Origin of the sequence: Undibacterium umbellatum, from assembly GCF_014284125.1 — a bacterium.
Taxonomy (GTDB): Bacteria; Pseudomonadota; Gammaproteobacteria; order Burkholderiales; family Burkholderiaceae_D; genus Undibacterium; species Undibacterium umbellatum.
In genome coordinates, this window is the sequence record NZ_JACOFX010000006.1 from 112746 (window position 1) to 138239 (window position 25494).

General features: G+C 49.8%; 21 protein-coding genes. 12 read left to right on the forward strand and 9 right to left on the reverse strand.

The features are described from left to right. Positions 1 to 43: 43 nt before the first annotated feature. The 7 genes from H8L47_RS13745 (at position 44) to H8L47_RS13775 (ending at position 10836) form a co-directional block, all read left to right on the forward strand. Positions 44 to 652 carry a HutD/Ves family protein gene (locus tag H8L47_RS13745; RefSeq protein ID WP_186954174.1) on the forward strand — a complete coding sequence of 203 codons (609 nt, stop codon included), beginning with the start codon at positions 44 to 46 and terminating at the stop codon, positions 650 to 652. Continuing rightward, positions 652 to 1875 carry an imidazolonepropionase gene (gene hutI, locus H8L47_RS13750; RefSeq protein WP_186954175.1) on the forward strand — a complete coding sequence of 408 codons (1224 nt, stop codon included), beginning with the start codon at positions 652 to 654 and terminating at the stop codon, positions 1873 to 1875. Before H8L47_RS13745 ends, hutI begins: the two co-directional genes overlap by 1 nt. 123 nt (positions 1876 to 1998) lie before the next feature. Beyond that, positions 1999 to 5769, forward strand: coding sequence for a DUF748 domain-containing protein (locus H8L47_RS13755; protein WP_186954176.1), 3771 nt, complete (start codon positions 1999 to 2001; stop codon positions 5767 to 5769). Positions 5770 to 5964: 195 nt separating this feature from the next. After that, on the forward strand, positions 5965 to 6357 hold the full coding sequence (locus H8L47_RS13760; protein WP_186954177.1) for a response regulator: 393 nt from the start codon (positions 5965 to 5967) through the stop codon (positions 6355 to 6357). Further along, complete coding sequence (locus tag H8L47_RS13765; protein WP_186954178.1) at positions 6358 to 8001, forward strand: diguanylate cyclase; 1644 nt, start codon at positions 6358 to 6360, stop codon at positions 7999 to 8001. A gap of 125 nt (positions 8002 to 8126) precedes the next feature. Continuing rightward, positions 8127 to 9008, forward strand: coding sequence for a phosphatidate cytidylyltransferase (locus H8L47_RS13770; RefSeq protein WP_186954179.1), 882 nt, complete (start codon positions 8127 to 8129; stop codon positions 9006 to 9008). A gap of 25 nt (positions 9009 to 9033) precedes the next feature. Further along, positions 9034 to 10836 (forward strand): bifunctional alpha/beta hydrolase/class I SAM-dependent methyltransferase, encoded by a 1803-nt coding sequence (locus H8L47_RS13775; protein WP_186954180.1) that lies wholly within the window; start codon positions 9034 to 9036, stop codon positions 10834 to 10836. Here H8L47_RS13775 and H8L47_RS13780 read toward each other — a convergent pair. Continuing rightward, complete coding sequence (locus tag H8L47_RS13780) at positions 10784 to 11404, reverse strand: CDP-alcohol phosphatidyltransferase family protein (protein WP_186954181.1); 621 nt, start codon at positions 11402 to 11404, stop codon at positions 10784 to 10786. The genes H8L47_RS13775 and H8L47_RS13780 overlap by 53 nt on opposite strands. Beyond that, a complete protein-coding gene (locus H8L47_RS13785; RefSeq protein ID WP_186954182.1) occupies positions 11401 to 12594 on the reverse strand; it encodes a phosphatase PAP2 family protein in 1194 nt (397 codons plus the stop codon). Before H8L47_RS13785 ends, H8L47_RS13780 begins: the two co-directional genes overlap by 4 nt. Positions 12595 to 12635: 41 nt before the next feature. On the opposite strand from H8L47_RS13785, the gene H8L47_RS13790 reads away from it, so the two are divergent. Both H8L47_RS13790 and H8L47_RS13795 read left to right on the forward strand, forming a co-directional pair. Further along, a complete protein-coding gene (locus H8L47_RS13790) occupies positions 12636 to 13733 on the forward strand; it encodes a patatin-like phospholipase family protein (RefSeq protein WP_230413732.1) in 1098 nt (365 codons plus the stop codon). Between the two features lie 2 nt (positions 13734 to 13735). Continuing rightward, a complete protein-coding gene (locus H8L47_RS13795) occupies positions 13736 to 14467 on the forward strand; it encodes an SDR family NAD(P)-dependent oxidoreductase (protein ID WP_186954183.1) in 732 nt (243 codons plus the stop codon). Between the two features lie 196 nt (positions 14468 to 14663). Here H8L47_RS13795 and H8L47_RS13800 read toward each other — a convergent pair whose 3' ends face one another. From H8L47_RS13800 to H8L47_RS13810, 3 genes are all read right to left on the reverse strand, one after another. Then, positions 14664 to 14984: a hypothetical protein gene (locus H8L47_RS13800; RefSeq protein WP_186954184.1), complete on the reverse strand. Its 321-nt coding sequence runs from the start codon at positions 14982 to 14984 to the stop codon at positions 14664 to 14666. 62 nt (positions 14985 to 15046) lie between these two features. Continuing rightward, positions 15047 to 17374: a DNA topoisomerase IV subunit A gene (gene parC, locus H8L47_RS13805; protein ID WP_186954185.1), complete on the reverse strand. Its 2328-nt coding sequence runs from the start codon at positions 17372 to 17374 to the stop codon at positions 15047 to 15049. 48 nt (positions 17375 to 17422) lie between these two features. Further along, complete coding sequence (locus H8L47_RS13810) at positions 17423 to 19414, reverse strand: DNA topoisomerase IV subunit B (RefSeq protein WP_186954186.1); 1992 nt, start codon at positions 19412 to 19414, stop codon at positions 17423 to 17425. 150 nt (positions 19415 to 19564) lie between these two features. Between H8L47_RS13810 and H8L47_RS13815 the strand changes: the two genes are divergently transcribed. Continuing rightward, entirely contained in the window at positions 19565 to 20392 is an 828-nt protein-coding gene (locus H8L47_RS13815) for a response regulator (protein ID WP_186954187.1), read from the forward strand. A gap of 70 nt (positions 20393 to 20462) precedes the next feature. On the opposite strand, the gene H8L47_RS13820 is transcribed toward H8L47_RS13815, so the two are convergent. After that, positions 20463 to 21632: a vWA domain-containing protein gene (locus tag H8L47_RS13820; protein ID WP_186954188.1), complete on the reverse strand. Its 1170-nt coding sequence runs from the start codon at positions 21630 to 21632 to the stop codon at positions 20463 to 20465. A gap of 19 nt (positions 21633 to 21651) precedes the next feature. Further along, positions 21652 to 22248 (reverse strand): GNAT family N-acetyltransferase, encoded by a 597-nt coding sequence (locus H8L47_RS13825; protein ID WP_186954189.1) that lies wholly within the window; start codon positions 22246 to 22248, stop codon positions 21652 to 21654. Positions 22249 to 22542: 294 nt separating this feature from the next. Between H8L47_RS13825 and rpsT the strand changes: the two genes are divergently transcribed. Then, entirely contained in the window at positions 22543 to 22806 is a 264-nt protein-coding gene (gene rpsT, locus H8L47_RS13830; RefSeq protein WP_162040741.1) for a 30S ribosomal protein S20, read from the forward strand. A 197-nt stretch (positions 22807 to 23003) separates the two neighbouring features. Here rpsT and H8L47_RS13835 read toward each other — a convergent pair whose 3' ends face one another. Continuing rightward, the gene (locus H8L47_RS13835; protein ID WP_186954190.1) at positions 23004 to 23201 is read right to left on the reverse strand and encodes a hypothetical protein; all 198 of its coding nucleotides are present in this window, start codon (positions 23199 to 23201) and stop codon (positions 23004 to 23006) included. A gap of 145 nt (positions 23202 to 23346) precedes the next feature. Beyond that, on the reverse strand, positions 23347 to 23892 hold the full coding sequence (locus H8L47_RS13840) for a pseudouridine synthase (RefSeq protein WP_186954191.1): 546 nt from the start codon (positions 23890 to 23892) through the stop codon (positions 23347 to 23349). Positions 23893 to 24227: 335 nt separating this feature from the next. Here H8L47_RS13840 and icd point away from each other — a divergent pair, with 335 nt between their 5' ends. Further along, positions 24228 to 25481: an NADP-dependent isocitrate dehydrogenase gene (gene icd, locus H8L47_RS13845; protein WP_186954192.1), complete on the forward strand. Its 1254-nt coding sequence runs from the start codon at positions 24228 to 24230 to the stop codon at positions 25479 to 25481. The last annotated feature ends 13 nt before the right edge of the window (positions 25482 to 25494 follow it).

A 25494-nucleotide genomic window follows, 5' to 3' on the forward strand; every position in this document is an offset into this window, starting at 1 on the left:
CTGAGGGGGCCATTCTGTATTTTGCTGAAAGTTTTTGAATACTATGCGTAAGTGGACAAGACAAGACTATCAAACCATGCCATGGAAAAATGGCGGCGGCAGCACGACTGAGCTGGCGATATTTCCTGGCGGCGCCAGCCTGGATCATTTTGTCTGGCGCTTAAGCACGGCTGAAGTCAGCAGCAATGGCCCATTTTCGCATTTCGCCCAGATAGACAGGACTCTGGCGATTTTATCTGGTGATGGTTTGATACTGCATAGCGATAGCGAACACAGTCATGGGCAAAGTGTCTTCCTCAAACAAGACAGCCTGCCGCATCAGTTCAGGGGCGAGACGCCCATCAATGCTGAACTCCTGCATGGTACTGTGTTGGACTTGAATATGATGACACGGCGCGATGTCTGCACCCATCACATGCAAAGGCTCGAGGCAGGCAAGCATTTCATCGAAGCCAATGATGCCCAGCAACTCTTGCTGTTTTGCGCCAAGGGCAGCGCCCGCCTGACGACAGGTGAGACTTTGCAAGACTATGATTGCTGCCTGTTCGAAGAAGAGCATGAACATAAAGGCATACGTTTGAACTTGCAGGCCGATGAAGATTCTGTACTCTATCTGATTCGCATACAATTTTTAAACATGGGTGACAGCTGATGATATCAACTGGATTGTCCTGGGATAGCTTGTGGATCAATGTCCACCTGGCATGCATGACTGATGGCTATGGCGAAATCAAGGATGCTGCCATCGCCGTGAAAGATGGCAGGATTGTCTGGCTGGGATCTCGAAGTGAATTGCCAGCAGAATATGTCGTCGCCAAAACCCATGATGGCAAAGGCTGTTGGCTGACTCCCGGCCTCATCGATTGCCACACCCATCTGGTGTATGCCGGTAACCGCAGCAATGAATTTGAGGCGCGTTTGAATGGCGTCGCCTATGAAGAAATTGCAAGGCAGGGCGGTGGTATTAATTCTACCGTACGTGCCACCCGCGCAGCGAATGAGGATGAATTGCTGGCTGCTACCTTGCCTCGTCTGCATGCCTTGCTGGCCGAAGGCGTGACTACGCTGGAAATCAAGTCTGGCTATGGTCTGGACCTGGAAACCGAGGCACGCATACTGCGTGTGGCCAGGCGCATAGGACGTGAGTTTCCTGTGCGCGTCAAAACAACTTTTTTGGGCGCACATGCCTTGCCGCCAGAATACGCAGGACGGGCGGATGATTACATCAAACTGGTTTGTGAACAGATGCTGCCCGCTCTGGTGGCTGAAGATCTGGTCGATGCCGTCGATGTATTTTGCGAAAAAATAGGATTTACGCCAGCGCAGACTGAACTGGTGTTCCAGGCAGCACAAGCGCATGGCTTGCCAGTCAAACTGCATGCCGAGCAATTATCTGATCAGGGCGGAGCAGCATTGACGGCAAAATTTAAAGGCTTGTCTGCCGATCATCTCGAATATTTGTCGGATGATGGCATAGCCGCCATGGCAGAAAGCGGCACAGTCGCCGTGCTCTTGCCGGGGGCGTTTTACTTTTTGCGCGAAACCAAGTATCCGCCTTTGGCGGCACTGCGTGTGGCGGGCGTGCCGATTGCACTGGCAACTGATTGCAATCCCGGCACTTCACCCCTGACTTCGCTGTTGCTGACGATGAACATGGCTTGCACCTTGTTCCGCATGACGCCGCTGGAAGCACTCCAAGGCGTGACTTGTCATGCTGCCCAGGCATTGGGTTTGCATGCGGACACTGGCAGTCTCGGAATCGGCAAGGCGGCAGATTTTGCGCTTTGGGATATCGCCAGACCTGCAGACCTGGCTTATCACATTGCAGGTAATCCTTCTCAGGCGAAAGTGTTTGCGGGTCGGTTACTGGCCTGACGATGTACGAATTTCTTTCCTGATTGACATTCTTTAACCCCGCTTAGCCGGGGTTTTCTTTTGATCGCTGTCGTTGAAGACTATAATCTTATTCAGCCATACACAAATGCACCAGACTCTACTATGACGACAATAAAACAAAAAATCACCAATGCAAACCAACGCTGGCATCTGGGGCGATGGGCTGCAGGCCTGGTCGGTCTGGTATTTTTGCTGGCTGCGCTGAGCTGGGCTTTTCTGCCGGGAATAGTCAAACGTGTCGCCGCTGAGCAAGTGCAACAGCAGATAGGCCGCAAGCTGGATATGGCGGATATTCGCTTTTCACCTTTCAAGCTGGCACTGACAATTGAGGATTTGAATTTGTATGAGGCTGATCAGCGTACACCCGCAGTCAAGGTCAAGGAACTGGTGCTGAATCTGTCGCTGGCATCTCTGTTTCGTCAGGCGCTGATCGTCGATGAAGTCAGGCTCACTGAGCCCTACGTGCATATTATCCGTACTCCAGGTGAGGGCTATGGACGCTACAACTTCAGCGATATCCTGGAGAAAATTGCTGCCATGCCCAAGAGTGAATCAACGGCACGTTTTTCGTTGGCGAACTTGCAACTGGCAGGTGGCCGCATAGAAATAGATGACAGGGTCGTTGATGAGCAATTCAAGATAGAGGCACTGCAAATTGGCGTGCCCTTTGTATCCAACTTCCCTAATCAAATAGAGAGTTTTGTCGAACCCATGTTGTCGGCAAAGGTGAATGGTTCTAATTTTGTCCTCAGGGGCAGGGCGAAGCCATTTACCAATAGCCTGGATACGTCACTGGCGATAGACCTCGACAAACTGGACCTGACACACTATCTGCCCTATGTGCCTGCGGCTTTGCCAGTCCAGGTCAGGAACGCGAAATTGTCTACCAAACTGGATTTGATATTCAGCCGCAAGAGTACTCACCCAGAATTATTGCTGGCAGGGGATGTGCATCTGGATGAGCTGCATATCAACGACAAGTCAGATGCACCCTTGCTGAAGCTCGGCAGCTTGCATGCGCAGATCAAGCAAGTGAATGTCATGACGGCGGCAGCCAGCATCAGCAAACTGGAATTGTCGTCGCCAGAAATTTGGCTGGATGTCAATCAGCAGGGTCAATTGAACTGGGCCAGTTTGGCAATGCCCGCTAAAGCAGTCAAAGCAGATAGCAAAGCGAATAATAAGAGTGCTGTAGCACCAGTTGCAACAGTCGCAGCAAGTGCTGCATCTGCATCTGGATCTCCAGCTTCATCGGCAATAGCGACGACAACAAAACCGGCTCCAGCCTTGCAACAATTGGCAGAGCTACAAATATCAAAAGGAATTTTGCATTTCCGCGATGCCAAACATGCCAACCCAGCACAAACCGTTAACCTGAAAGATATTAGCCTGACTGCGCGCGGCTTGTCTTCGGCAGCAGATGCCAAAGCTGCCGCATTCAAGTTTGCACTCAGTGGTGAAAATAATGAAAGCCTGAAACTGGAAGGGGAAGTGCACCCGTTTAGTGGTACGGGAAAAGCGCAACTGGCACTGGGGTCCTGGGCATTGGCTACATACCAACCTTTGCTGAACAATTATTTACTCGCAAGTGTGACGGGTCAATTTGATGTGAATGCACAATTGCAAGTGCAAAAAGGCATGCTGCAAGTTGATGATCTGGGCATGAAGCTCAATCAATTCGTCATCAAACCCAAGTCAGCCGATGACGGCAGTTTCAACCTGAAAGCATTGACTATCGATAAACTGACCCTGAATATGGAAAGCAGGCAAGTCAATATAGGTAGTGTGCTCTTCGATGGCCTGGTGACAGATGTCCGTCGGGATGAGAAAGCGGTTCTGAACTTGCAGAAATGGCTTAAATCCAGCGCAAGTACCAGCCCGACTACACCTGCAGTAGTAGATAGTGTGGCTGCCAGTTCGACTTATGCTGCCGCGACGGCAACCTGGAAAATCAATCTTGCCAGCCTTGACTTCAAGGACAGTGCTGTCAGTTTCAATGATAAATCCATGTCGCCAGAAGTCAAGCTGAGGCTGGATGCGTTAAATCTACATGCAGAAAAACTCAGTAGCGACATGTCGCAGCCAGTCAAAATGACTTTGAAGACGAATATTGGGAAGAAGTCTAAGCTCAGTCTCGATGCGACCGCATCCGCACAGTTGAAAAATATCATGGTGAATCTGGATGGCCAGGGTTTGCCTGTGTCTGCCTTATTCCCTTACGTGTCTCCTTATGTGAATGCCGCGTTGACACGTGGCCGGGCTGACATCAAAGGCAAACTAAACCTGACCAATGCGCTGGACAATAACAGGCAGATCAATTACGAAGGCATGCTGGCACTGAACGATTTTCATCTGCTGGAAAATGGCGCGGAAGAAGATTTCCTGGAATGGAAAAACATTGCGATGGAAGGCCTCAGTGCCCAGATTGGTGGTGACAAGCAATTGATCACCTTGAAAAAATTGGCGCTGAATGATTTTTATGCACGCGCCATTTTGTCTGCCAAAGGCAAGCTGAATATACAAACCATCCTGAGCACCAAGAAAGCAGATGCGGAAGAAGTTGAAGTACCTGCTCCAGTGGCGCAAGTAGATGACGCAGCAGTAAAGGCTGTCACCAGCAAGACCGCCACGACGAATATTGTGACTGTGCCCTTGCCCGCAAAAGCGGAAAAACCCAATCCTGTAGTGATACGCGTCGCCCAGACTACCATGCGTGGCGGGAATATCAATTTCACGGATAATTTCGTTAAACCCAATTACACTGCCAATCTGACTGGTGTGGCTGGCACCATAGGTGCAATTGCTTCCGACAATCCGCAAGCGGCAACCATAGAATTAACCGGCAAGGTCGATGATGATGCTCCGCTGGTGGTATCCGGTACTTTGAACCCCTTGGCTAATCCCATGTTCATGGATGTCAAGGCCAGCGCAAACGGCTTGGAGCTGACCAGACTGACGCCTTATGCAGCCAAGTACGCCGGTTATGTTATAGAAAAAGGCAAGCTGTCCATGCAAGTGTCTTATCGCATAGAAAACCAGCAACTACAGGCTGAGAATGATGTTCGCCTTGATCAATTGACCTTTGGTGAAAGAGTCGATAGCCCAACTGCGACCAAATTGCCTGTGATGCTGGCGGTTGCCTTGCTGCGCGACAACCAGGGACGTATTTCCATCAATTTGCCCATTACCGGATCATTGTCTGATCCACAGTTTTCAGTTGGCGGGATCATTTTCAAGGTGTTCATGAATGTGATCACCAAGGCTGTGACCTCGCCATTTGCCTTGTTAGGGTCCATGTTTGGCGGTGGAGAAGAACTGGCTTACACCGAATTCTTGCCTGGCCAGACGGCCTTGACGCCAGCCACTACGGCCAAGCTGGATAATCTGGCCATGGCACTCAAGAACCGTACTGGCCTCAAGCTCGATATCATTGGCCGGGTAGAACCAGTCAGCGACGCTGATGGCATACGTCAATCATTGCTGATGCAAAAAATGCGTGAGTTGAAATGGAAAGAAGTGCATCAAAAAGACCGCACAATCAAAAGAGATGACATCAGCATCAGTGATACTGAGCGGGTAAAGTATGTCGAAGTTGTGTATCAGGCAGAAAAATTTGCCAAGCCCCGCAATGCCATAGGACTGGCGAAAACCTTGCCCGCTTCAGAAGCAGAAAAAATGATACTTGCCAATACACAAGTGACACCAGAAGCCTTGCGTGCCCTTGCACAAAAACGGGCCGATGCAGTACGTGATTATCTGGAAGATGTTGCTGGGATAGAAAGAGAAAGATTATTCCTGATCGCCCCAAGATTGAACGCAGAAGGTATCAAAGACAGAGCTAGCCCAAATCGTGTGGATTTCCTGCTCAAATAAATGAATCGCCTGTTTGCCGGATTATCATTGCTTTAGTGTTATTATTTCTTCACGCCTCTGCTTTGGGCAGAAAGGGCAATGAAAAACATACTTCTTCGCCAATATCAGACACAGTGCAGGATTTATTGTTGTTTTGTGAGTAATCTTGATTTATCCTGATTTTATCTGGTTTACCAATTGCAATAAGGAGTAGCAATGACTTCTGCAACGCTCGCCAGCATTTTGTATGTCGAAGATGATGCTGATATACAAACCGTGGCACAGATTGCTTTGGAAGTAGTGGGAGGGTTTAGTTTAAAGACCTGTAGTTCAGGTGCGCAGGCTATCGCTGAAGTAAGTGCTGGTTTTGTTCCGGATCTCTTACTTCTGGATGTCATGATGCCAAACATGGATGGCCCAACCACCCTGGCTGAATTACGCAAATTGTCTATCACAAAGACTACCCCTGTTATTTTCATGACTGCCAAGGTGCAGTCGTCAGAAATGGAATTTTATAAATCGCTGGGCGCCATAGGCGTGATTGCAAAACCGTTTGATCCTATGGAACTATCAATTCAGGTGCGGGGCTTATGGCAGGAGAAAGCCTAAATGTCTGACAAAAATGACAGCCTGCAAGAAAAATTGCGTGCTCTTGAGGCTATTTTTTTACAGAAACTGCCTTCGAAGTTTGACGAGATCACGCAAACCTTGCAAAAGGTTGTGGAATGCCCGGACGATAAAGAATCCATGGTCGTTCTGCACCGGCATCTGCATACTATGGCAGGTTCTGCCGGTACCTTTGGCTTTGCCGAGATAGGGGCGCAAGCGAGGGTCTTTGAATCCACGCTCAAGCCACATCTCGAGGGGAAGGCCTGGGATTCCGAGGAATTGAAATCCTATGCCGCAGAGGTTAATCGTTATTTTGAATATGCCTTGAAGCATGACAATGTGCCAGTCAACGGTGTTGCCGAAAGTGTGCAGGAAGAAGAGCGCGACAGCAGTGACCCACATCTGATTTATTTGGTAGACGAAGATGAAGCGCAAAACCAGGAAATTACCTTACAGCTTGAGCATTTTGGCTACGAAATAGTGCGCATCAACCACCTGGGCGCGTTGGCCAAGGCTGTCGCTACGCGCAGGCCTCATGTGATCGTCATTGAACTGAGTTTCCCCGAAGGCAAGGTTGCCGGGGCGGAAGAAATTGCCCGTATCAAGCAGATAGAGCGTTTTCGCATTCCTACCGTATTTGTCTCGCGTTCCAGCAGTTTTGATTCACGATTATTGGCTGTGCGTGCCAGTGGCGATGGTTATTTCACCAAGCCGGTTGATGTCGTTGCCCTGACTGAACGCATAGAGTCCCTGTTGCAACTTGATGAAAACAAGGGTTATCGCGTGCTCATCATTGACGATGATGCTGTCACATCCAAGTTTTACGGAGCGATTTTGCGCGATGCAGGCATGAATGTGTATCTGCTGAATGACCCAACACAAATACTGACCGTCATGACAGATTTCCGCCCCGAAATACTGCTCATGGATATCTATATGCCGGTTTGTAGTGGCCTGGAGTTGTCACGCCTGATCAGACAAGATAATTCTTATGTTGATGTACCTATCGTATTCTTGTCCAGCGAGGCCGATCTTAGCAAGCAGCTTGATGCTGTCAGGGCTGGAGCTGATGATTTCATTACCAAGCCAGTGGCACCGGAATATCTGAAATCATCCATCGTTTCCAGAGCGGAGCGTTATCGCTCCTTGCGCGCACTCATCATGCGTGATGGTTTGACAGGCTTGTTTAACCATACGGCCATCAAGGAACAATTAGCATCCGAGATTTCACAGGCAGGTCGTACCGGCTCACCGTTGTCCCTGGCGATGATAGATCTAGATAACTTTAAATATATCAACGATACATATGGGCATCCTGCTGGTGATCAGGTCTTGCGTACCTTGGCCAGGCTTCTGCGCCAGCGACTGCGCCGCAGCGATATCGTCGGTCGTTATGGGGGCGAAGAATTTGCCGTGATTTTTCCGGATACTACCGCGGCCACTGCCCGCCGTGTACTTGATCAGGTGAGGTTGGCATTTGCCAAAATACAGCAGCATTGTGAGGGGGGACACTTCTCGGTCAGTTTCTCAGGAGGCGTGGCTGATCTTGAATCCACTCTGGATGCGGATGAATTGTTTGATGTTGCCGATGCTGCAATGTATGTGTCAAAGCAGCAAGGCCGAAATCGTATTAGCCTGGCCTGATGTGTGAATATACAAAAATTGGTAAATTAACAATTCCCTGTTTCCAATGCTTACATATTCAAAAATCAAGGTCCGGCTGAGTTCGGTGTACACTGAAATATCTTCATTGTTGTTCAGGTCGATTAGTGTTACCAAAATTTCTTCTCGGCAATCCTACCTTGGGTGCCATGTTGATGCTCTACCTGCTTCTGGCTTTTGCAAGTGTTGGGGTAGGCAGGCATAGTTCGCCCGAGAGCCAGCTTCGCAAACAAGTCAACGCCTGGTGGTTCCTTTTTCCCGTCGTCAGCTTGAGTCTGTTTTTATATCCTGTTGGCCCGCTACTGATGGTCTTGTTGATTGTCGTGTTGGCGGTTCGTGAATTGTCCCTGCACTATAGTGGGCCACGCTGGCGCTTCTTCTTGCCTTGCCTGATTTTGCTGTTACTGCAAGCTTCTTTGCAGCATGCAGGCAACTTTGATTCCAGTCTGATCTTGCCAGCCTTATTGTTTCTGCAAGCCTTGCAGTTTTTCATCTGGCGACAGCGCAATCATTTACTTCTCATGCTGTTCTTGCTGCTTTGCTATGGTCTGGGCTTCATGCTGGAGTTATTGGCGCTGCCGTTTTCAAACGAAGTCAGGATGGCATGGTTTTTTTACCTGTGTGTCGTTACCGCATTGAACGATATCGCCCAGTTTGTCAGCGGGAAAATCTTTGGCAAGCAAACCATCGCACCAACCATTAGCCCAAATAAAACCGTGCAGGGTTTGATCGGGGGTGTGTTGATTTCCATGCTGGTATCAACCGTGCTGGGGATGTATTTAGATCTGGCCAGCCCAACTTACTTAATGATGATGGGCATCTTGCTTTCAATAGGTGGTTTTGTCGGTGATCTGATATTTTCGGCAGCCAAGCGTTATCTGAAGATCAAGGATTTTTCTGAGTTGATACCTGGGCATGGAGGCATACTAGACCGGGTCGATAGCTTGGTCCTTACCGCACCCTTACTGTATCTGGCATTACTATTTTGAAAAAAGAACTTATTAAGGATTATGCATGACAACAGAATTGCAAACAAAATGGATGTGCAGTGAATCTGGCTTTGATAGCCATGACAGTACCCGTTTGTTTTACCGCGTCTGGCAACCACTGGCGATTCCAGCAGACCAACCACAAAAAGCCCTGATATTTTTGCACCGTGGCCATGAGCACTCTGGTCGCATCGGCCCACTGGTAGAGCAATTTGGCTTTACTCAGGACTGGGCTTTTGCGTGGGATGCGCGTGGTCACGGCAATTCGCCGGGCGAACGTGGTGATGCACCGGATTTTCAGACCATGGTGCGCGATTTTGACAGCTTCATCAATCATATCCAGCATAGTTATGGCATCGCCAAAGAAAACATGCTCATCGTGGCAAACAGTGTTGGTGCAGTCATTGCTGCTACCTGGCTGCACGACTATGCACCGCGTGTGCGTGGTGTGATCATGGCGGCTGCGGCATTTGATATCAATCTGTATGTGCCACTGGCCAAACCGGCTTTGCGTTTCGCCACCTGCTTCAAGCCTGACTTGTTTGTCACTAGCTATATACGCTCGTCCATGCTCACGCATTCTGCCGAACAGGCCAAGGCGTATGATGCTGACCCGCTGATTACCAAGAATATCTCTGCCCGCGTTTTGCTGGACTTGGCCGATACTGCCAAACGGGTGGTGCAGGATGCCCAGGCGATTGATGCGCCCGTGCTGATGTTGGTCGCTGACAAGGATTATGTCGTCAAGCAGGCGCCGCAAAAGCAATTCTTTGAGACTATTTCTTCTACACTGAAGCGCTATGTACTGATAGAAAACTGTCATCACGCGATTTTTTATGAGAGTGAGAGTCAGGTACAACAAGCCATACAGGCAGCGAAGGACTTCATCGTTGAATGTTATGCCAAAGAGCTGTTACCTTTGCCACATTACTTTAAGGCGGATACCCTGAGCCAGAGTGCCCGTCAATACCAGGCACTGCAACAAGGTAAATTGGGTGGTGCTCTGGAAAATGCTTTTTACGACATGCAGAAATTCATGCTCGGCCATCTGGGCAGGCTAAGCCATGGTATGACGATAGGCCTGCAGCATGGCTTTGATTCTGGTGCTTCACTCGATTATGTTTATCGCAACCAGGCGGGTGGCCGTTTGTTCATTGGAGGCATGATAGACCGTGGATATCTGGATGCCATAGGTTGGCGCGGTATACGTCAACGCAAGGCGCAGATGCAGCAGACTTTGTCTGAACTGATACGGCAATATCCGACAGACCAGCCTGTGCGCATACTTGATATTGCTGCAGGTGGTGGCCGTTATGTACTGGAAACCATCAAGCGCTTTCAGAGCCGTGATATAGAAATCAGCCTGCGTGACTTTGACCAGGCTAATCTGGATCAGGCGAAGCAGTTGGCTGAACGCTTGCAGTTGAAAAACAAGATCAGCTATCAATGCCGCGATGCCTTTGCCGCAACCAGTTACCCGGCAGAAGAAGATGCCTATGACATCGTCATCGTCTCTGGCCTGTATGAGCTGTTCAGCGACAATGTGTTGGTATTGGCATCTCTGCGTGGTATCCAGCAGCAATTGAAAATTGGCGGTCATCTGGTGTACACCGGCCAGCCATGGCACCCGCAATTATTGATGATTGCGAAAACACTCAACAGCCATAGAGGCCAGTCATGGCAAATGCGCCCACGTCCACAGGCGGAAATGGATGCCCTGGTCGCCAGCATAGGTTGCAAAAAAATTGCCACCCAACTTGGCATAGCCGGGATATTTACGGTATCGGTGGCGCAGCGTGATGCGGCAATGCCCGTTTTATCCGATTGAGCAGAGTCCAGAATAAAAGCAGCAGGACGATGATCAATATAGCATTCAGCCACATAGCTGATAGCTGAAACGCTACCAGCAGGGCCAGCAAACCAAAGGCAAAAGCGCGGTCGCTTTTGCCCATGGGGCCATCGAAGCGGCGTTTGGAACCTGCCAGTAAGGCAGCAACACCTACAAATTCCGTCAGCAGCGCCAGCATGGCTACCGCAATCAACAATGGCAGTTGTATGCCTGCCACCAGGGCAAAAGGCAAGACCAGAGCAGCATCTGAAACCTGATCGCCAAGTTCATTGAGAATGGCACCAAAAGCTGTCTTTTGCTGGGTGAAGTTGGCCAGCATGCCGTCAATTGCATTCAGCGCCATGCGCACAAACATAAAGATTGGCAGGCCCAGCCACAGGCTTTTATTTTGCGGGTAACAAGCCAGTGCAATGCCATAGGCGATGGACAAGAACATCGCCAGCAAGGTCACTTGATTCGGCGTGATATGACGTTTCGCCAGGCCAGCCAGCAAAGGTTGCAGCAATTGCTGGAAGCGTGGCTTCAGTTGGTAGATAGAAAAGCTCATGACTTACTGTTCGTTCCTTGTGACATATACAGTTTGGCCAGCAATATACATCGGCTATAACCCATGGCGCAATGCAGGTAAACCGTTTTTCCGGAGTCTATTTCCTGGCGCATGTACAGCAAAATTTCATTACTAACCGGCTTGCCTGGTTTGGTCAGATCAAGCAAGGGGAAGTGTTTGTAGGCGTGTTTACGCAAGGTTGGTGTTTCACTGAGTTCATTCGCCAGGTCTATGATGCTGCAATCTTGAGGCAGTTGTTTTGCCTCTCTACTGCTGAGGCGACGACCCACCCAGAGTTGCTCCGTCAGCTTGATAATGACAGGTTTATGTCTCTCACGCCAGACAACGGCCAGCCAGGTAAGCTGATAACCGAGCAAGTAGGGCGCATACAAGAGCCAGATCCACCATGGATATTGTCCCTGGTTTTTGTGTAGAAAGTGAGCATCATTGCGATAATAAGCAAGGCTGACCAGCAACAGACTGCATGCTAAATACAGAGCCAGCCAGCTACGTGCAGCGATGACGCCAATGATGAAAAACATGCTGGCAAATATCAGGTAATAAAACGCCACATGCGGTTCTGTTCTTTTCGGAGTGATAAAGACGAGGCAAAACAGTCCCAGCAAGCCACCACCAAGCACGTCCAGCAAATGGTGCTGATAAGTAAACAAGGTGGAAACCGCCGTCAGCAGAAGCCATGCAGTCAGCGCGATGTGCAATGTAACTGAGCGCACATGCTGACGCAGAGCGCTCCAGAATAACAGGCAATACGCAACATGAAGTGAAGGTAATTGATTATATGGTTTATCCACTTGCGCCAGAAAATCATATAGATATGCGCACCATGCAGAAGAAATGGCAGGCCTGGGCCAACTGAATTGCAAAGGGTAGAGCACAAAGATGAAGGCTGCGATGATTGTTGCCAGTAACAGGCGCTGGCTGAGCAGGCGCAATTGATCCTGGCTGCTTACCAAAAAGAACGTCACGCAAAAAAATAGCCCTGAACTAAGGTAGGGTACGATCATCCATTGCAAAAACGGGACGCCAGCCTCAAATGCCAGAGCAGCGTGGCGTACTACACCTTGTTCCTGTGCCAGCATATTTGCAGTGAAATAACATAAGCCAAACGTCAAGGCATTCAGCAACCAGTGACGCAAGCGGTGTTGCACAGTTGCAGGAGAGTACGACATTTGGAGTATGTTTAGCCATAACAGTGTGATATTTTAGCAGTATGAATCAAGTTAAAAAATATAAACGCTGCATGGTGTTCGCTGGTGGTGGTTTTCGTTTTGGTATTTATCTGGGCATGTACGCGGCTGCCTGTAATGCTGGCCGCACGCCGGATATTCTGCTGGCCAGTTGTGGCGGTGCTATTGCGGCAAGTATTATTGCTGCGTTCCCAGACGATGCACAGCGCAAGGCATGGCTGAGTTCTGAGGAAATGTACCACTACTGGAGTGGCCTGAAGTCATCCCCCAGGGCTGGCATAGTCCGCGCTTTGGCCTTGGCTGCCAAGCGCGGTTTTGGCCGTGACTCTGCCAGCACCATTCCTGATCTGTTCAATGAATACCTGTTTGAAATCCCGGCCGAACTGCCCTTGCCGCGTTTAGCAGCAAGCGAGCAGTCCGTCGCGACTGCCATCATAGGCGGCAAATTGTTGTTTGATGAAAGTGAAGTTGGGCAAGCCCGTGGTCAGCGTAAATTATTTGCAGAAACCGTATTTTGCAACCCAAGAGCTGCAGCCCTGCTGGACGGCATGGCTTCGCCACTTGCTGACCCGCGCTGGGGAGAACATGCAATTTCAGAACAGCTATTGTGTGACGTGCAAACCCCCACTAGTCTTGCAGCACGAATTTCTATCACCGACATGTTTTATTTCCGTTGCCACACCCATACCGATGGCAATTATTTTGGTGGCGTGCTGGACTTGTTCCCCATAGAGATTGCAAAACGTCTGGCCGATGAAGTCATGATGGAATTCAAGCAAAGCTTTGACCAGGCTTTTTCCATCCCCGCCTGGCGCACAGTATTGGGGCTGGACGGCAACGCCCGCCTGCGCTATGCGAATGGCCAGGAAGTTGATGTGCGTATCGATACGTCGGATGTGGCGACAGTATTGGCCAAAGAATCAGTGCAAAAGAAACTGGACTGGCGCAAAAATCGCATACGCCTTAGCATGCCAGAAACCCATGCCACCTATGCAGCCTATATGGAGGCCCAATGGCAGTATGGTTATGCGCGCGGCATGGAAGCCTTCACCCGCCAGGCTGCCTATGACGAAGCAGCCATGATACGCAGCAGCGACAAATACAGCAGGGGCGTGGCCTAGGCATGAAGAGCATTATGGTCATAGGCGGTACCAGTGGCATCGGGCTGGCCCTGGCCCGTCACTATGTGCAGCGCGGTGACAGGATTGCCATTTGTGGACGTGACTTGCAGCGACTGCCTGCTGACGTTCATGACCTGGTTGGTGTAGCTAGTTATCAGCTCGATATTGCCGACCGTGCTGCACTGTCGCAAGCCATTGATGACTTTGCTGTGCAAGGCCTGGACATGCTCATCGTTACCGCCGGTATTTATTACAATACCCGCAGCCATTTGCTGGATGAGGCTGCCACCCTGCATATGCTGCGCACCAATGTCAGTGGCCTGAGCCATGCATTTGAACTGGCAACTGAAAAAATGCTGCTGCAAAAATCCGGGCAACTGGTTGCCATCTCATCGGTTGCGGGTTTGCTGCATGATTATCCCGGCGCCTCCGTCTATAGCGCGACCAAGCGCAATGTCTTGAGTTTGTGTGATACCTACCGCATTGCACTCAAGCCATTTGCTATTGCCGTAACTGCGATAGTGCCAGGCTATATTGATACCGAAAAACTGCGAGCCTTGAATGAGGGTAATGCCAGCCATAAGCTTTTTATCATGTCTGAGCAGAAGGCAGTGGCCTTGATTGTAGAGGCTATTGCCGCGCGACGCGACAGGCTGGTGTTTCCGTGGCAGATGAAGTGGCTGATTGCACTACTCAATCTTTTACCGAGGTGGGTGTTGAAGTTGAGGAAATAGTACGGTCTCTTGCGGAATTCCTTCACGTCAAAAATACAGTAACCGTAGTCACGTCATTCCTGCGTGTTTTTGGCAGGAATCTAGAGTCGTTCGTAGCATGTTGTGAAGTTCATTAATTATAGTTTCTTAGCCAATCTGGCTTCTTTAAAACTGGCAGATGTAATTTTACGATTGCTGGCCGGTGGTAGACCGGCGGCTACATCCCTTTTTGCTTCGCCAAAAAGGGATGCCAAAAAGGCGACCCAGGCGTCGTCGCCCCTGCGGGGTTCCCGTTTGTGCGGTACAAAAAATGGGAAGATCCGAAACTCGCTTCGCTCAGACAGCGGCTCTTCTTATTCCATTTTCTGTACCGCACAAACGGCGCCGACACATGGGAACTGCAAAAGTCAAAAACAACGTCAACATCAAAAACAACGTCAGTGCAGCCAATGCTGTTTGTTTTCAGAATGCCATCAATTAACGGATATTTCAATCGCAGCACTACTTGTTGGCAATCCCCTAATAAAAAATCGTCCATGACATCATAGTCATGGACGATTTTCAATTCAATAATTAGCGAATGCTAATTAAAAACAGCGTTTACTCTTTCGCCATTATCTTCTGCAAGCCACTAGCCTTGATCTTGGCTTCCAGTGCCTTGCCTTTGCGTGCCCGTTTTCCTATGTGAATTCCGAGGCCGGTTGCACTGAGATTGATTTCCTGAGGCTTGCCACCGCGCCCTATACCAAGCACGCGTACACCGCGTTGACTGATGGCCTGAGCTGACACGAGGCTTTCCTTGTCTTCCAACTCCATCAAGATTACACCACGGCCTCCGCTGGATAGTTGCTTGATTTCTGCCAGGCCAAAGACCAGCAGGCGGCCTTTTTCTGAGAGACAGGCAATCGCACTGGCGTCTTCAGCCACCACGGCAGGTGGCAAAGGCTGGTCAGCTTCTTCCAGTGTCATAAAGGCTTTACCGGCTTTCATGCGACCTACCATGTCGCCGACTTTTGCGGTAAAGCCATAGCCAGCTGTGGATGACAGCAGCAAACAGATGTCGGCGCTGCCAGCAAAGTAATGCAAAATCTTGCTGCCTGCTGCCAGGTCGATCAGGGTAGTGATAGGCACGCCATCACCACGGGCGCCGGGCAGGGCAGAGACTGCGACGGAATACACGCGGCCATTCGAGCCAAATACCAGCATCTGGTCGACCGTGCGGCATTCAAAGGTACCGTACAGACTGTCACCCGCCTTGAAGGTGAACTGGCCATTGTCATGACCATGACCAGTACGTGCACGTACCCAGCCTTTTTCTGAAATGACCACGGTGACTGGTTCATCGATGACTTTTTGTTCTATTGATGCTTTGGCCGCTTCTTCAATGACAGTACGACGGGCATCGCCAAATTGCTTCGCATCGGCCTCGATTTCCTTGATGAGCATGCGTTTCATCGAGGACGGGTTTTCCAGCAAGTCATGCAAGCCAGCTTTTTCTTTGCGCAATTCGTCAAGTTGCTGCTGGATCTTGATAGATTCCAGACGAGCCAACTGACGCAAGCGAATTTCCAGGATGTCTTCGGCCTGAATATCTGACAGCTTGAAAGCGGCGATCAACGCGGGTTTAGGATCATCAGATTCACGGATGATACGTATGACTTCATCGATGTTCAACAGTACCGCTTCACGGCCTTCCAGGATATGGATGCGGTCATCCACCTTCTTGAGGCGGAACTGAGTGCGGCGTGTGACCGTCGTAAAGCGGAAGGCGATCCATTCACTGAGAATGTCCAGCAAACCTTTCTGGCGTGGCCGGCCATCGCCACCTATCATCACCAGGTTGATGGATGCTGAAGTCTCCAAAGAAGTATGGGCGAGCAGCATTTGCATGAACTCGGTCTGGTCCTGATTCTTGGATTTTGGTTCCAGTACCAGACGCACAGGTGCATCTTTGCCGGATTCATCGCGCACCGTATCGAGTACGGACAATATGACCTGTTTCAATGCGACCTGCTCTGGTGACAGGGTCTTCTTGCCTAGCTTGATTTTAGGATTGGTCAGCTCATCGATTTCTTCCAGCACTTTTTGTGACGAGGTACCAGGAGGAAGTTCTGTAACGACGGCTTGCCACTGCCCTCGCGCCATTTCTTCAATTTTCCAGCGCGCACGCACCTTCATGCTGCCACGGCCAGTCGCATACATATCGGCGATGGTCGATGCTGGCGTAATGATTTGTCCGCCACCAGGGAAGTCCGGGCCGGGTATGTATTCCATCAGCTCGGCATGCTTCATCGCCGGGTTGCGTATCAGCGCGACTGCAGCCTTTGCAACTTCGGTCAGGTTATGTGAAGGGATTTCTGTTGCCAGACCAACTGCAATACCGGATGCGCCATTCAGCAAGACGAAGGGCAGACGACTCGGCAGCAGCTTGGGTTCTTCTGTTGTGCCATCATAATTGGGCTGAAAATCGACCGTGCCCTGGTCGATTTCGTCCATCAGCAATCTGGAGATCGGTGTCAGGCGTGCTTCGGTGTATCGCATGGCCGCTGCGCCGTCACCATCACGTGAACCGAAATTGCCCTGACCATCAATCAAGGGATAGCGCAAGGAGAAATCCTGTGCCATGCGCACTAAGGCATCATAAACGGACTGGTCGCCATGTGGATGCAGCTTACCCAATACATCACCAACTACAGCGGCAGATTTGCGTGGTTTTGCGGCAGAGTTCAGGCCCAGCTCATTCATCGCATAAAGGATGCGGCGCTGTACTGGTTTTTGACCATCACAAACATCGGGCAGGGCGCGGCCCTTGACGACCGAAATGGCATAGTCAAGATAGGCGCGTTCAGCAAAGATCGCCAGGGTCAGGGTTTCACCATCGCCAGGCGGAGGTGGGGTTTGATCAAATAAATTCGCTTGTTCACTCATGGTTATATTCGTATTTTTGTATTCTTTTGTGGTCTGAGGACAGATATTTTAAATATCTGCTTCAACGGCGTTACCATGTTCTTCTATCCAGGCACGGCGGGCGGCAGCTTCGCCTTTGCCCATCAACATATTGAAGCGGCCTTCAGAAAAAGCCTGATCAAACTCACCCAAAGAAACTGGTAGCAGGCGGCGCGTGTCCGGGTTCATGGTGGTTTCCCATAACTGGCTGGCATTCATTTCACCAAGACCCTTGAAGCGGGAAATTGCCCATGCGCCATCCTTGACACCATCCTTACGCAATTTGTCTTCAATGGCGATAAGCTCGCCTTGATCCAGGGCATAGATTTTTTGCGCCGGTTTCTTGCCACGTGCAGGTGCATCAACACGGAACAATGGCGGACGCGCTACACAGATATGACCACGCGCGATCAGTTGTGGGAAGTGGCGGAAGAACAGTGTCAATAGCAAAACCTGGATATGTGAACCATCAACGTCAGCATCAGAGAGTATGCAAATTTTTCCGTAGCGCAGATTGGTAAAATCAACGATCTCGTTCATGCCATGGGGGTCTACTCCGATTGCGACGGCGATATCATGAATCTCGTTATTGGCAAACAGGCGGTCGCGTTCGGCCTCCCATGAATTCAAGACCTTGCCGCGTAGGGGCAAGATTGCCTGAAATTCTTTGTCGCGACCCATCTTGGCGGAACCACCGGCAGAATCACCCTCGACCAGGAAGATTTCATTACGGGTAATGTCATTCGATTCGCAATCTGTCAGTTTCCCTGGCAAGACGGCTACGCCAGAAGATTTTTTCTTTTCGACTTTTTGGGCAGAACGCAAGCGCGATTGGGCTTGCTTGATGACCAGTTCAGCCAGCTTCTTGCCGTATTCAACGTGTGAGTTCAACCACAATTCCAGTGGCGGCTTGGTAAAGGATGATACCAGGCGCACGGCGTCGCGTGAATTCAGCCTCTCCTTGATCTGGCCTTGGAATTGCGGGTCCAATACCTTGGCTGACAAGACAAAGGATACGCGGGCGAAAACGTCTTCTGGCAGCAGCTTTACGCCTTTAGGTAGCAGGGAGTGCATTTCAGCAAAGCTCTTCACTGCGCCAAACAGGCCTTCGCGCAAGCCAGATTCATGCGTACCACCAGCCGGGGTAGGAATGAGGTTGACATAGGATTCGCGGACGACATTGCCTTCTTCTGTCCACGCAACCACCCAGGATGCACCTTCGCCTTCGGCAAAGCCGTCGCTGTCGGAATTGGCAAATTGCTCACCTTCAAACAGGGGTATTAAAGGTTCACCATGCGAAGACTGGGCTAAAGCTTCTGTCAGGTAACCGCGCAAGCCCTGATCATATTGCCAGGTCTGGCTTTCGCCGGTCTTGGCGTTGGTCAGCGTAACTTTGACGCCCGGCAGCAACACTGCCTTGGAGCGCAGCAGGCGCTGCAATTCGCTTTGCGGGATATTGGCGCTGTCAAAATACTTGGCATCTGGCCAGATCGTGACGCGCGTACCGCTCTTTTTATCGCCGCGTGCCAGTGGCTGGCTGCGTAGCGGTTCTATCACGTCGCCATTGGCAAAAGTCAGGTTGTGCAAACCTGCTTCTCGCCATACCGTGATTTCCAGGCGCTTGGACAGGGCGTTTGTGACAGATACACCGACACCATGCAAGCCGCCTGAGAATGCGTAGGCACCGCCTGAACCTTTATCAAATTTGCCACCCGCGTGCAAGCGGGTAAACACGATTTCTACAGTCGGTACACCTTCTTCAGGGTGCAGGCCAACTGGAATGCCACGGCCATCATCTTCTACACTGATACTGGTATCAGCATTGATGGTCACCAGAATGTTTTTGCAATGCCCTCCCAATGCCTCATCCGAGGCATTGTCAATGACCTCTTGTATGATATGCAGGGGGTTTTCGGTGCGGGTGTACATCCCCGGTCTTTGTTTGACCGGCTCCAGGCCCTTAAGTACTCGGATGGATGATTCGCTATAGTCTGACGGAGAAGTATTTTTTTTAGTGGCCATGCGAATGAAAATCTGTTGTTTTGGTTAATTTTTTGATGATGTTTTGCAATTTTTTTGCGAGGCTGGCAGAATTAAGCTGTATTCTTGCAGCGTTTTTGCAGCTATTGTAGCTGCAATGATCGAAGCTGCAATGTGTAAGATGGAAAAACGATGCCAACAAAAACTCCAACGATCGCGATCCGACTGCTTGGATTTTCTCCAAAAGAGGAAGAAACCTTTTCAACCGTTCTTGCCGTGCTCCGCGAGAAGGGGTATCGCTATCTGGTATTAAAAACTGGAAGTTTACAAGATCCTGACATCCATATTGTCAATGCAGAAGATTTAAAGGCTTTGGCCACGCTATCCGACCTCAATCTGGGCGGGGCGCAACCAGTATTGCTTATAGGGAAAACTGAAGTCAATTTGCACTATCAGTCCATGCCTAGGCCCATACGCTGGCGCAAACTGTTTGACGTTCTCGATGAGCTGATAGACCGTCGCCAGCTATTGCTGACTACCTTAAGCGCCTTTGGCGAAGTGGCCGTACCTGAGCGCCGCCGCCGTGAACGTATTGATCTTGACCTGACCGACCCCAGCGAATACCAAAAGATGCGCAGGCCCAGCGTACCCAAGGGTGGCATCATGATCGTCGACAAGGACATACGTTTTCGTGAATATGTCGCCATGATCATGGACAAATATGGCATCACCGTGACACTGGCAACAGATGAGCGCAGCGCCCTGATGCTGGACAAGAATAATCGTCATGCCATGACGATGATCAATAGTTCAACGCCAGATATTGACCCGTATCGCCTGTGTGCTGAATTAAAAAAGCAAAATACTGACCGGCGGACGACGGTGATTTTTTTGGTGGATAAAAGCTTTAATTATAAAGTTGCAAATGCGCAACAAGCAGGGTGCGAGGGCTTTTTAACCAAGCCTTTGTCGAGGAAGCAGGTTTTGTCGACGATACAGAAGTTTTTGCAGCTGCGATGAAGATGGTGCCGGCCCGATAAAAACAAACTTTGGCATTGCACCCTTGCAAAGTTTGTTTTCTGGTCTGCAGTTACTTACTCAACAACCTCATCCCACGCTCCAGCCCCTCTATCGTCACCGGAAACATCCGGTTACTCATAATCTGCCTGATCACCGATATAGATTGCCGGTATTGCCACAGTCCTTCAGGTTCTGGATTGAGCCAGATATATTTTGGGAAAGCCGAGGTGAACCGTTGCAACCAGGTCGCACCGGCTTCTTCGTTGTTGTATTCGACAGAGCCTCCAGCCTGAAGGATCTCATAAGGGCTCATCGTGGCGTCGCCGACGAAGATGACCTTGGTGTCGGGTGTATATTTGCGCAAGACATCCCAGGTAGGGAACTTTTCTGCATGGCGGCGGCGGTTGTTTTTCCATAGGTAGTCGTAGACGCAGTTGTGGAAGTAAAAGAATTCCATGTTCTTGAACTCAGTCTTGGCGGCGGAAAATAATTCTTCGGTCTGGGCGATGTGGTCGTCCATAGTGCCGCCTACGTCCAGTAGCATGAGTACTTTGATATTATTCTTGCGCTCTGGCTGCATCTTGATGTCGAGGTAACCGGCATTGTTTGCGGTGGCCTTGATGGTGGCGTCCAGCGCCAATTCTTCTTCGGCACCCTGGCGGGCGAATTTGCGCAAGCGACGCAGGGCGACCTTGATGTTACGGGTGCCGAGCTCGCGTTCGGCATCATAGTCGCGAAAGGCGCGCGCTTCCCACACCTTGACGGCGGTGCGGCTTCCTCCTTTACCGCCTATCCGTATGCCTTCCGGATTGGTGCCTCCATTACCAAATGGGGACGTGCCGCCGGTGCCTATCCATTTATTGCCGCCTTCGTGACGCTCTTTTTGTTCTTTGAGCAATTCCTGCAGCCTGTCCATCAGCTTGTCATAACCAAATTTCTCGATGGCGGCTTTTTGCTCGTCGCTCAATTCGCGCTCCATGCGTTTCATGAGCCAGTCCAGCGGAATGTCAGGGCGTTTTTCAAAAATCGTGTCTATGCCCTTGAAGTACAGACCAAAGGCTTTGTCGAATTTGTCGTAATGCGCTTCATCCTTGATCATGATGGTGCGCGACAGGAAATAAAAGTCGTCAAGCGACAAGCTGATGAGCCCTTTTTCCATGGCCTCCAGCAGCATTAGAAACTCCTTGATGGATACCGGGATCCTGGCGTCTTTCAGGGTAAAGAAAAAATCGATCAGCACTAGTCAGTCTCCCTACTATTTATTCATATTTGGATTGCATATATTGCAAATTCTTTTTCACACCCGCCCATTCAGAATTCAGAATGCTATATACAACCGTATCACGGATGCGGCCATCCGGCAAAATCATGTGATTGCGCAAGATTGCGTCGCGCTTTGCACCAAGTCGCTCTATTGCGGCCTGAGAACGGCGGTTGAACCAGTCAGTGCGGAACTCGACAGCTATACAGCCAAATTCTTCGAATGCATGGCCCAGTAACAGCAACTTGCATTCGGTATTCACCGGACTGCGTTGCACTCTTTGCGCATACCAGGTGTAGCCTATCTCCAAGCGTTTGTTATTGATATCCATATTACAGTATCTGGTGGCACCAACTATCTGGCCAGTTGCGTTTTCACGGACGATAAACGGCAGGGCTTTTTCTTGCTGTTGCATTTCCAGGGCAATATTGAGCCAGTTCTGGGTGTTGTCAGGGGAGGGGACGGAGGTAAAAAACAGTTTCCATAACTCGCCATCGGCTGCTGCGGCCTGGATATCAGCCAGATGATGCTGTTTCAGTGGTTCGAGGGTGACGTGTTTTCCCTTTATCGTAATTGGCTTGCAATGCATGTTCATCCTTTGGCAGTGGTCTCGGGCAGTGAAGTGGTTTTGATAGTAAAATCGTACCCGGATACTCAGTTTTGCACCCCTGATGTGATACGCATAGATACAGTCGTGCAAATTTTGGGCATGACAGTTGCGTAAATCTGACTGGAATATCAGAAATACTGCTGTCTGTTGCAAGAATCGACAGGAATGCTTGCTATCAAAAATAAATCCAGTTATACTGCAAAGCTGTATAGAATTTTGCGGCGTGGCATTTTATCAAATGTTTTGACCTCGTCGCTTTGACCACGTTTAGGAAATCTCATGGCAAATACCGCACAAGCACGCAAACGTGCTCGTCAAGCAGTTAAACTGAATGCACACAACTCCAGCCAGCGCTCCACGCTGCGCACAGCGATCAAAGCTGTTCGTAAAGCGATCGAAGCTGGTGATAAAGCTGCTGCAGCAACAATTTTCCAAAGCTCCGTATCGGTTATCGACCGTATCGCTGACAAGAAAATCATTCACAAAAACAAGGCAGCTCGCCATAAGAGCCGTCTGGCATCCGCTTTGAAAGCACTGGCTTAATTTTAAGCCTGCTTCTAAAGCCGGAAGGTTAGCCTTAAACTGCTAACTGCATGAAGTGAAAAAAAGCCGCAATATATTGCGGCTTTTTGTCGTTTGTGGTTTTGCTCCGAATTTTCGACTTCAGGCGGCGTATCTGATAATTCCAGGTATAAAAAAAGCAGGACTAGCCTGCCTTTTTTGTGCTGAAAACGACTGAATTACTTAGATGCAGCGGCGGATGCGGATGCTGCTTTCTTCTTGGATTTTTTGGCTTTCTTAGCTGGCTTGGCCGCATCTGTTGATGCAGCAGCTGCAGCTGCTGCTGGAGCGGACGCTTTAGCTGAAGGAGCGGGTGCTTGGGCGAAAGCAGCAGAAGCAAACAGACCTGCGACCAGAGCGGCGATCAATTTTTTCATTTTGGTGTCCTTCATAAAATATTGGTTGAAAATGATTCACTGGAATCAAGGCAAGCAACGCTACCGTTAAGTTGGGCGTTGACAAGAATTCTAATTAATTTGCAACGTTTGTGAATTTTTTTCTGAATTTCTGTGCAAACATTATTTAAATTTTAACTTCCTGCCATTCGCCGGGTAACATTGGGTGGGATTCGAGCGAAAAACCGCCTATGCTTATCCTCACCAGGCGCAAGGTTGGCAAGCCAACTGCCGCAGTCATGCGTCTGACCTGGCGATTTTTCCCTTCTGATAAAGTCATGCTTAGCCAACTGGTTGGTATGTTCGCTCTTTCGCGCACAGGCGGATTGCGTGGCCAGAGCCATTCAGGTGGATGGATGTGCTTGACGATGCAGGGCTGGGTGACAAAATCGCCCAGGTCCAAAGCTTGACGTAGTTTGTCCAGGGACTCGCGAGCGGGTGTCCCTTCGACTTGTACCAGGTATGTTTTGGGTTGTTTGTGATCGGGATGACTGATGCGATTCTGTAGTTGGCCGTCATCAGTCAGCAGGATCAGTCCCTCACTGTCTGCATCAAGCCGGCCAGCCGGATAGATGTGCGGGATATTGACATAGTCAGCCAGGGTAGGTCGGCTGGGATGCGCCGAAAACTGGCACATCACATTGAAAGGTTTGTTGAGTAAAATCAGTTTCATGGCAATATGGTAACCGTAAAATGCAGCTGAATAAACGGCAAAACAGACTGTGCACAGTGTCAATCTAAGATTGGTCTTGTATGGCGGTTTGCGCAAGTCTGGTTTCTTGAATGAATGACATGTAGTATTTTTAAATATTGCAGCAAGGGAAATTCATGGCACCAGTGACACCAGTAAAGCTGACAAACTGATGGCATACGGTAAAATAGTAGTGCATAATACGAAATGATGGTCTTGTGTCTTATAGAAGAGTGCTCACTCTATTAAATGTAAACACAAAAGACAAATGATGAGAAAAGCGCGACCCGCTTGATCGCCCAACCACGGAGAAAACGATGTATCAACATATTCAAGTACCTGCTGAAGGTAAACAAATTACCGTCAATGCTGATTTTTCATTGAATGTTCCTGACAATCCTATCATCCCTTTTATCGAAGGCGATGGTACTGGCGTTGATATCAGCCCGGTCATGATCAAGGTCGTCGACGCGGCCGTAGCAAAAGCCTATGGCGGCAAACGCAAAATCAGCTGGATGGAAATCTATGCTGGTGAAAAATCCACTAAAGTTTACGGCCCTGACGTCTGGTTGCCAGAAGAAACACTGAAAGTCTTGAAAGACTACGTTGTTTCCATCAAAGGCCCATTGACTACGCCAGTTGGCGGTGGCATCCGTTCTTTGAACGTGGCCCTGCGTCAAGAACTGGATCTGTATGTCTGCCTGCGCCCAGTGCGTTATTTCAAAGGCGTGCCATCTCCAGTGCGTGAGCCAGAAAAAACAGACATGGTCATCTTCCGTGAAAACTCTGAAGATATCTATGCTGGTATTGAATTCGCTGAAGGCTCTGACCAAGTTAAAAAACTGATCAAGTTCCTGACAGAAGAAATGGGCGTCAAGAAAATCCGTTTCCCTGAAACTTCTGGTATCGGCGTCAAGCCAGTATCTCGCGAAGGTACAGAGCGCCTGGTACGCAAAGCGATCCAGTACGCAATCGACAATGACAAGCCATCTGTGACTATCGTTCACAAAGGCAACATCATGAAGTACACCGAAGGTGGCTTCCGTGACTGGGCATATGCTTTGGCACAAAAAGAATTCGGTGCTGAACTGATCGACGGCGGCCCATGGTGCAAATTCAAGAATCCCAGGACAGGTAAAGAAATCACTGTCAAGGATTCCATCGCTGATGCATTCTTGCAGCAAATCCTGTTGCGTCCGGCAGAATACAGCGTTATCGCTACACTGAACCTGAACGGCGACTATATCTCTGACGCGCTGGCAGCTCAGGTTGGTGGTATCGGTATTGCTCCAGGTGCCAATCTGTCTGACTCTATCGCCATGTTTGAAGCAACCCACGGCACAGCACCTAAGTACGCTGGTAAAGATTATGTGAACCCAGGTTCTCTGATCTTGTCCGCAGAAATGATGTTGCGTCACATGGGCTGGCTGGAAGCCGCTGACCTGCTGATCAGCGCGACAGAAAAGGCCATCACAGCCAAGAAAGTGACTTATGACTTTGCACGCCTGATGGAAGGTGCGACACAAGTATCTTGCTCCGGTTTTGGCGATGTCATGATTGAAAATATGTAAAACTTATTCGGTA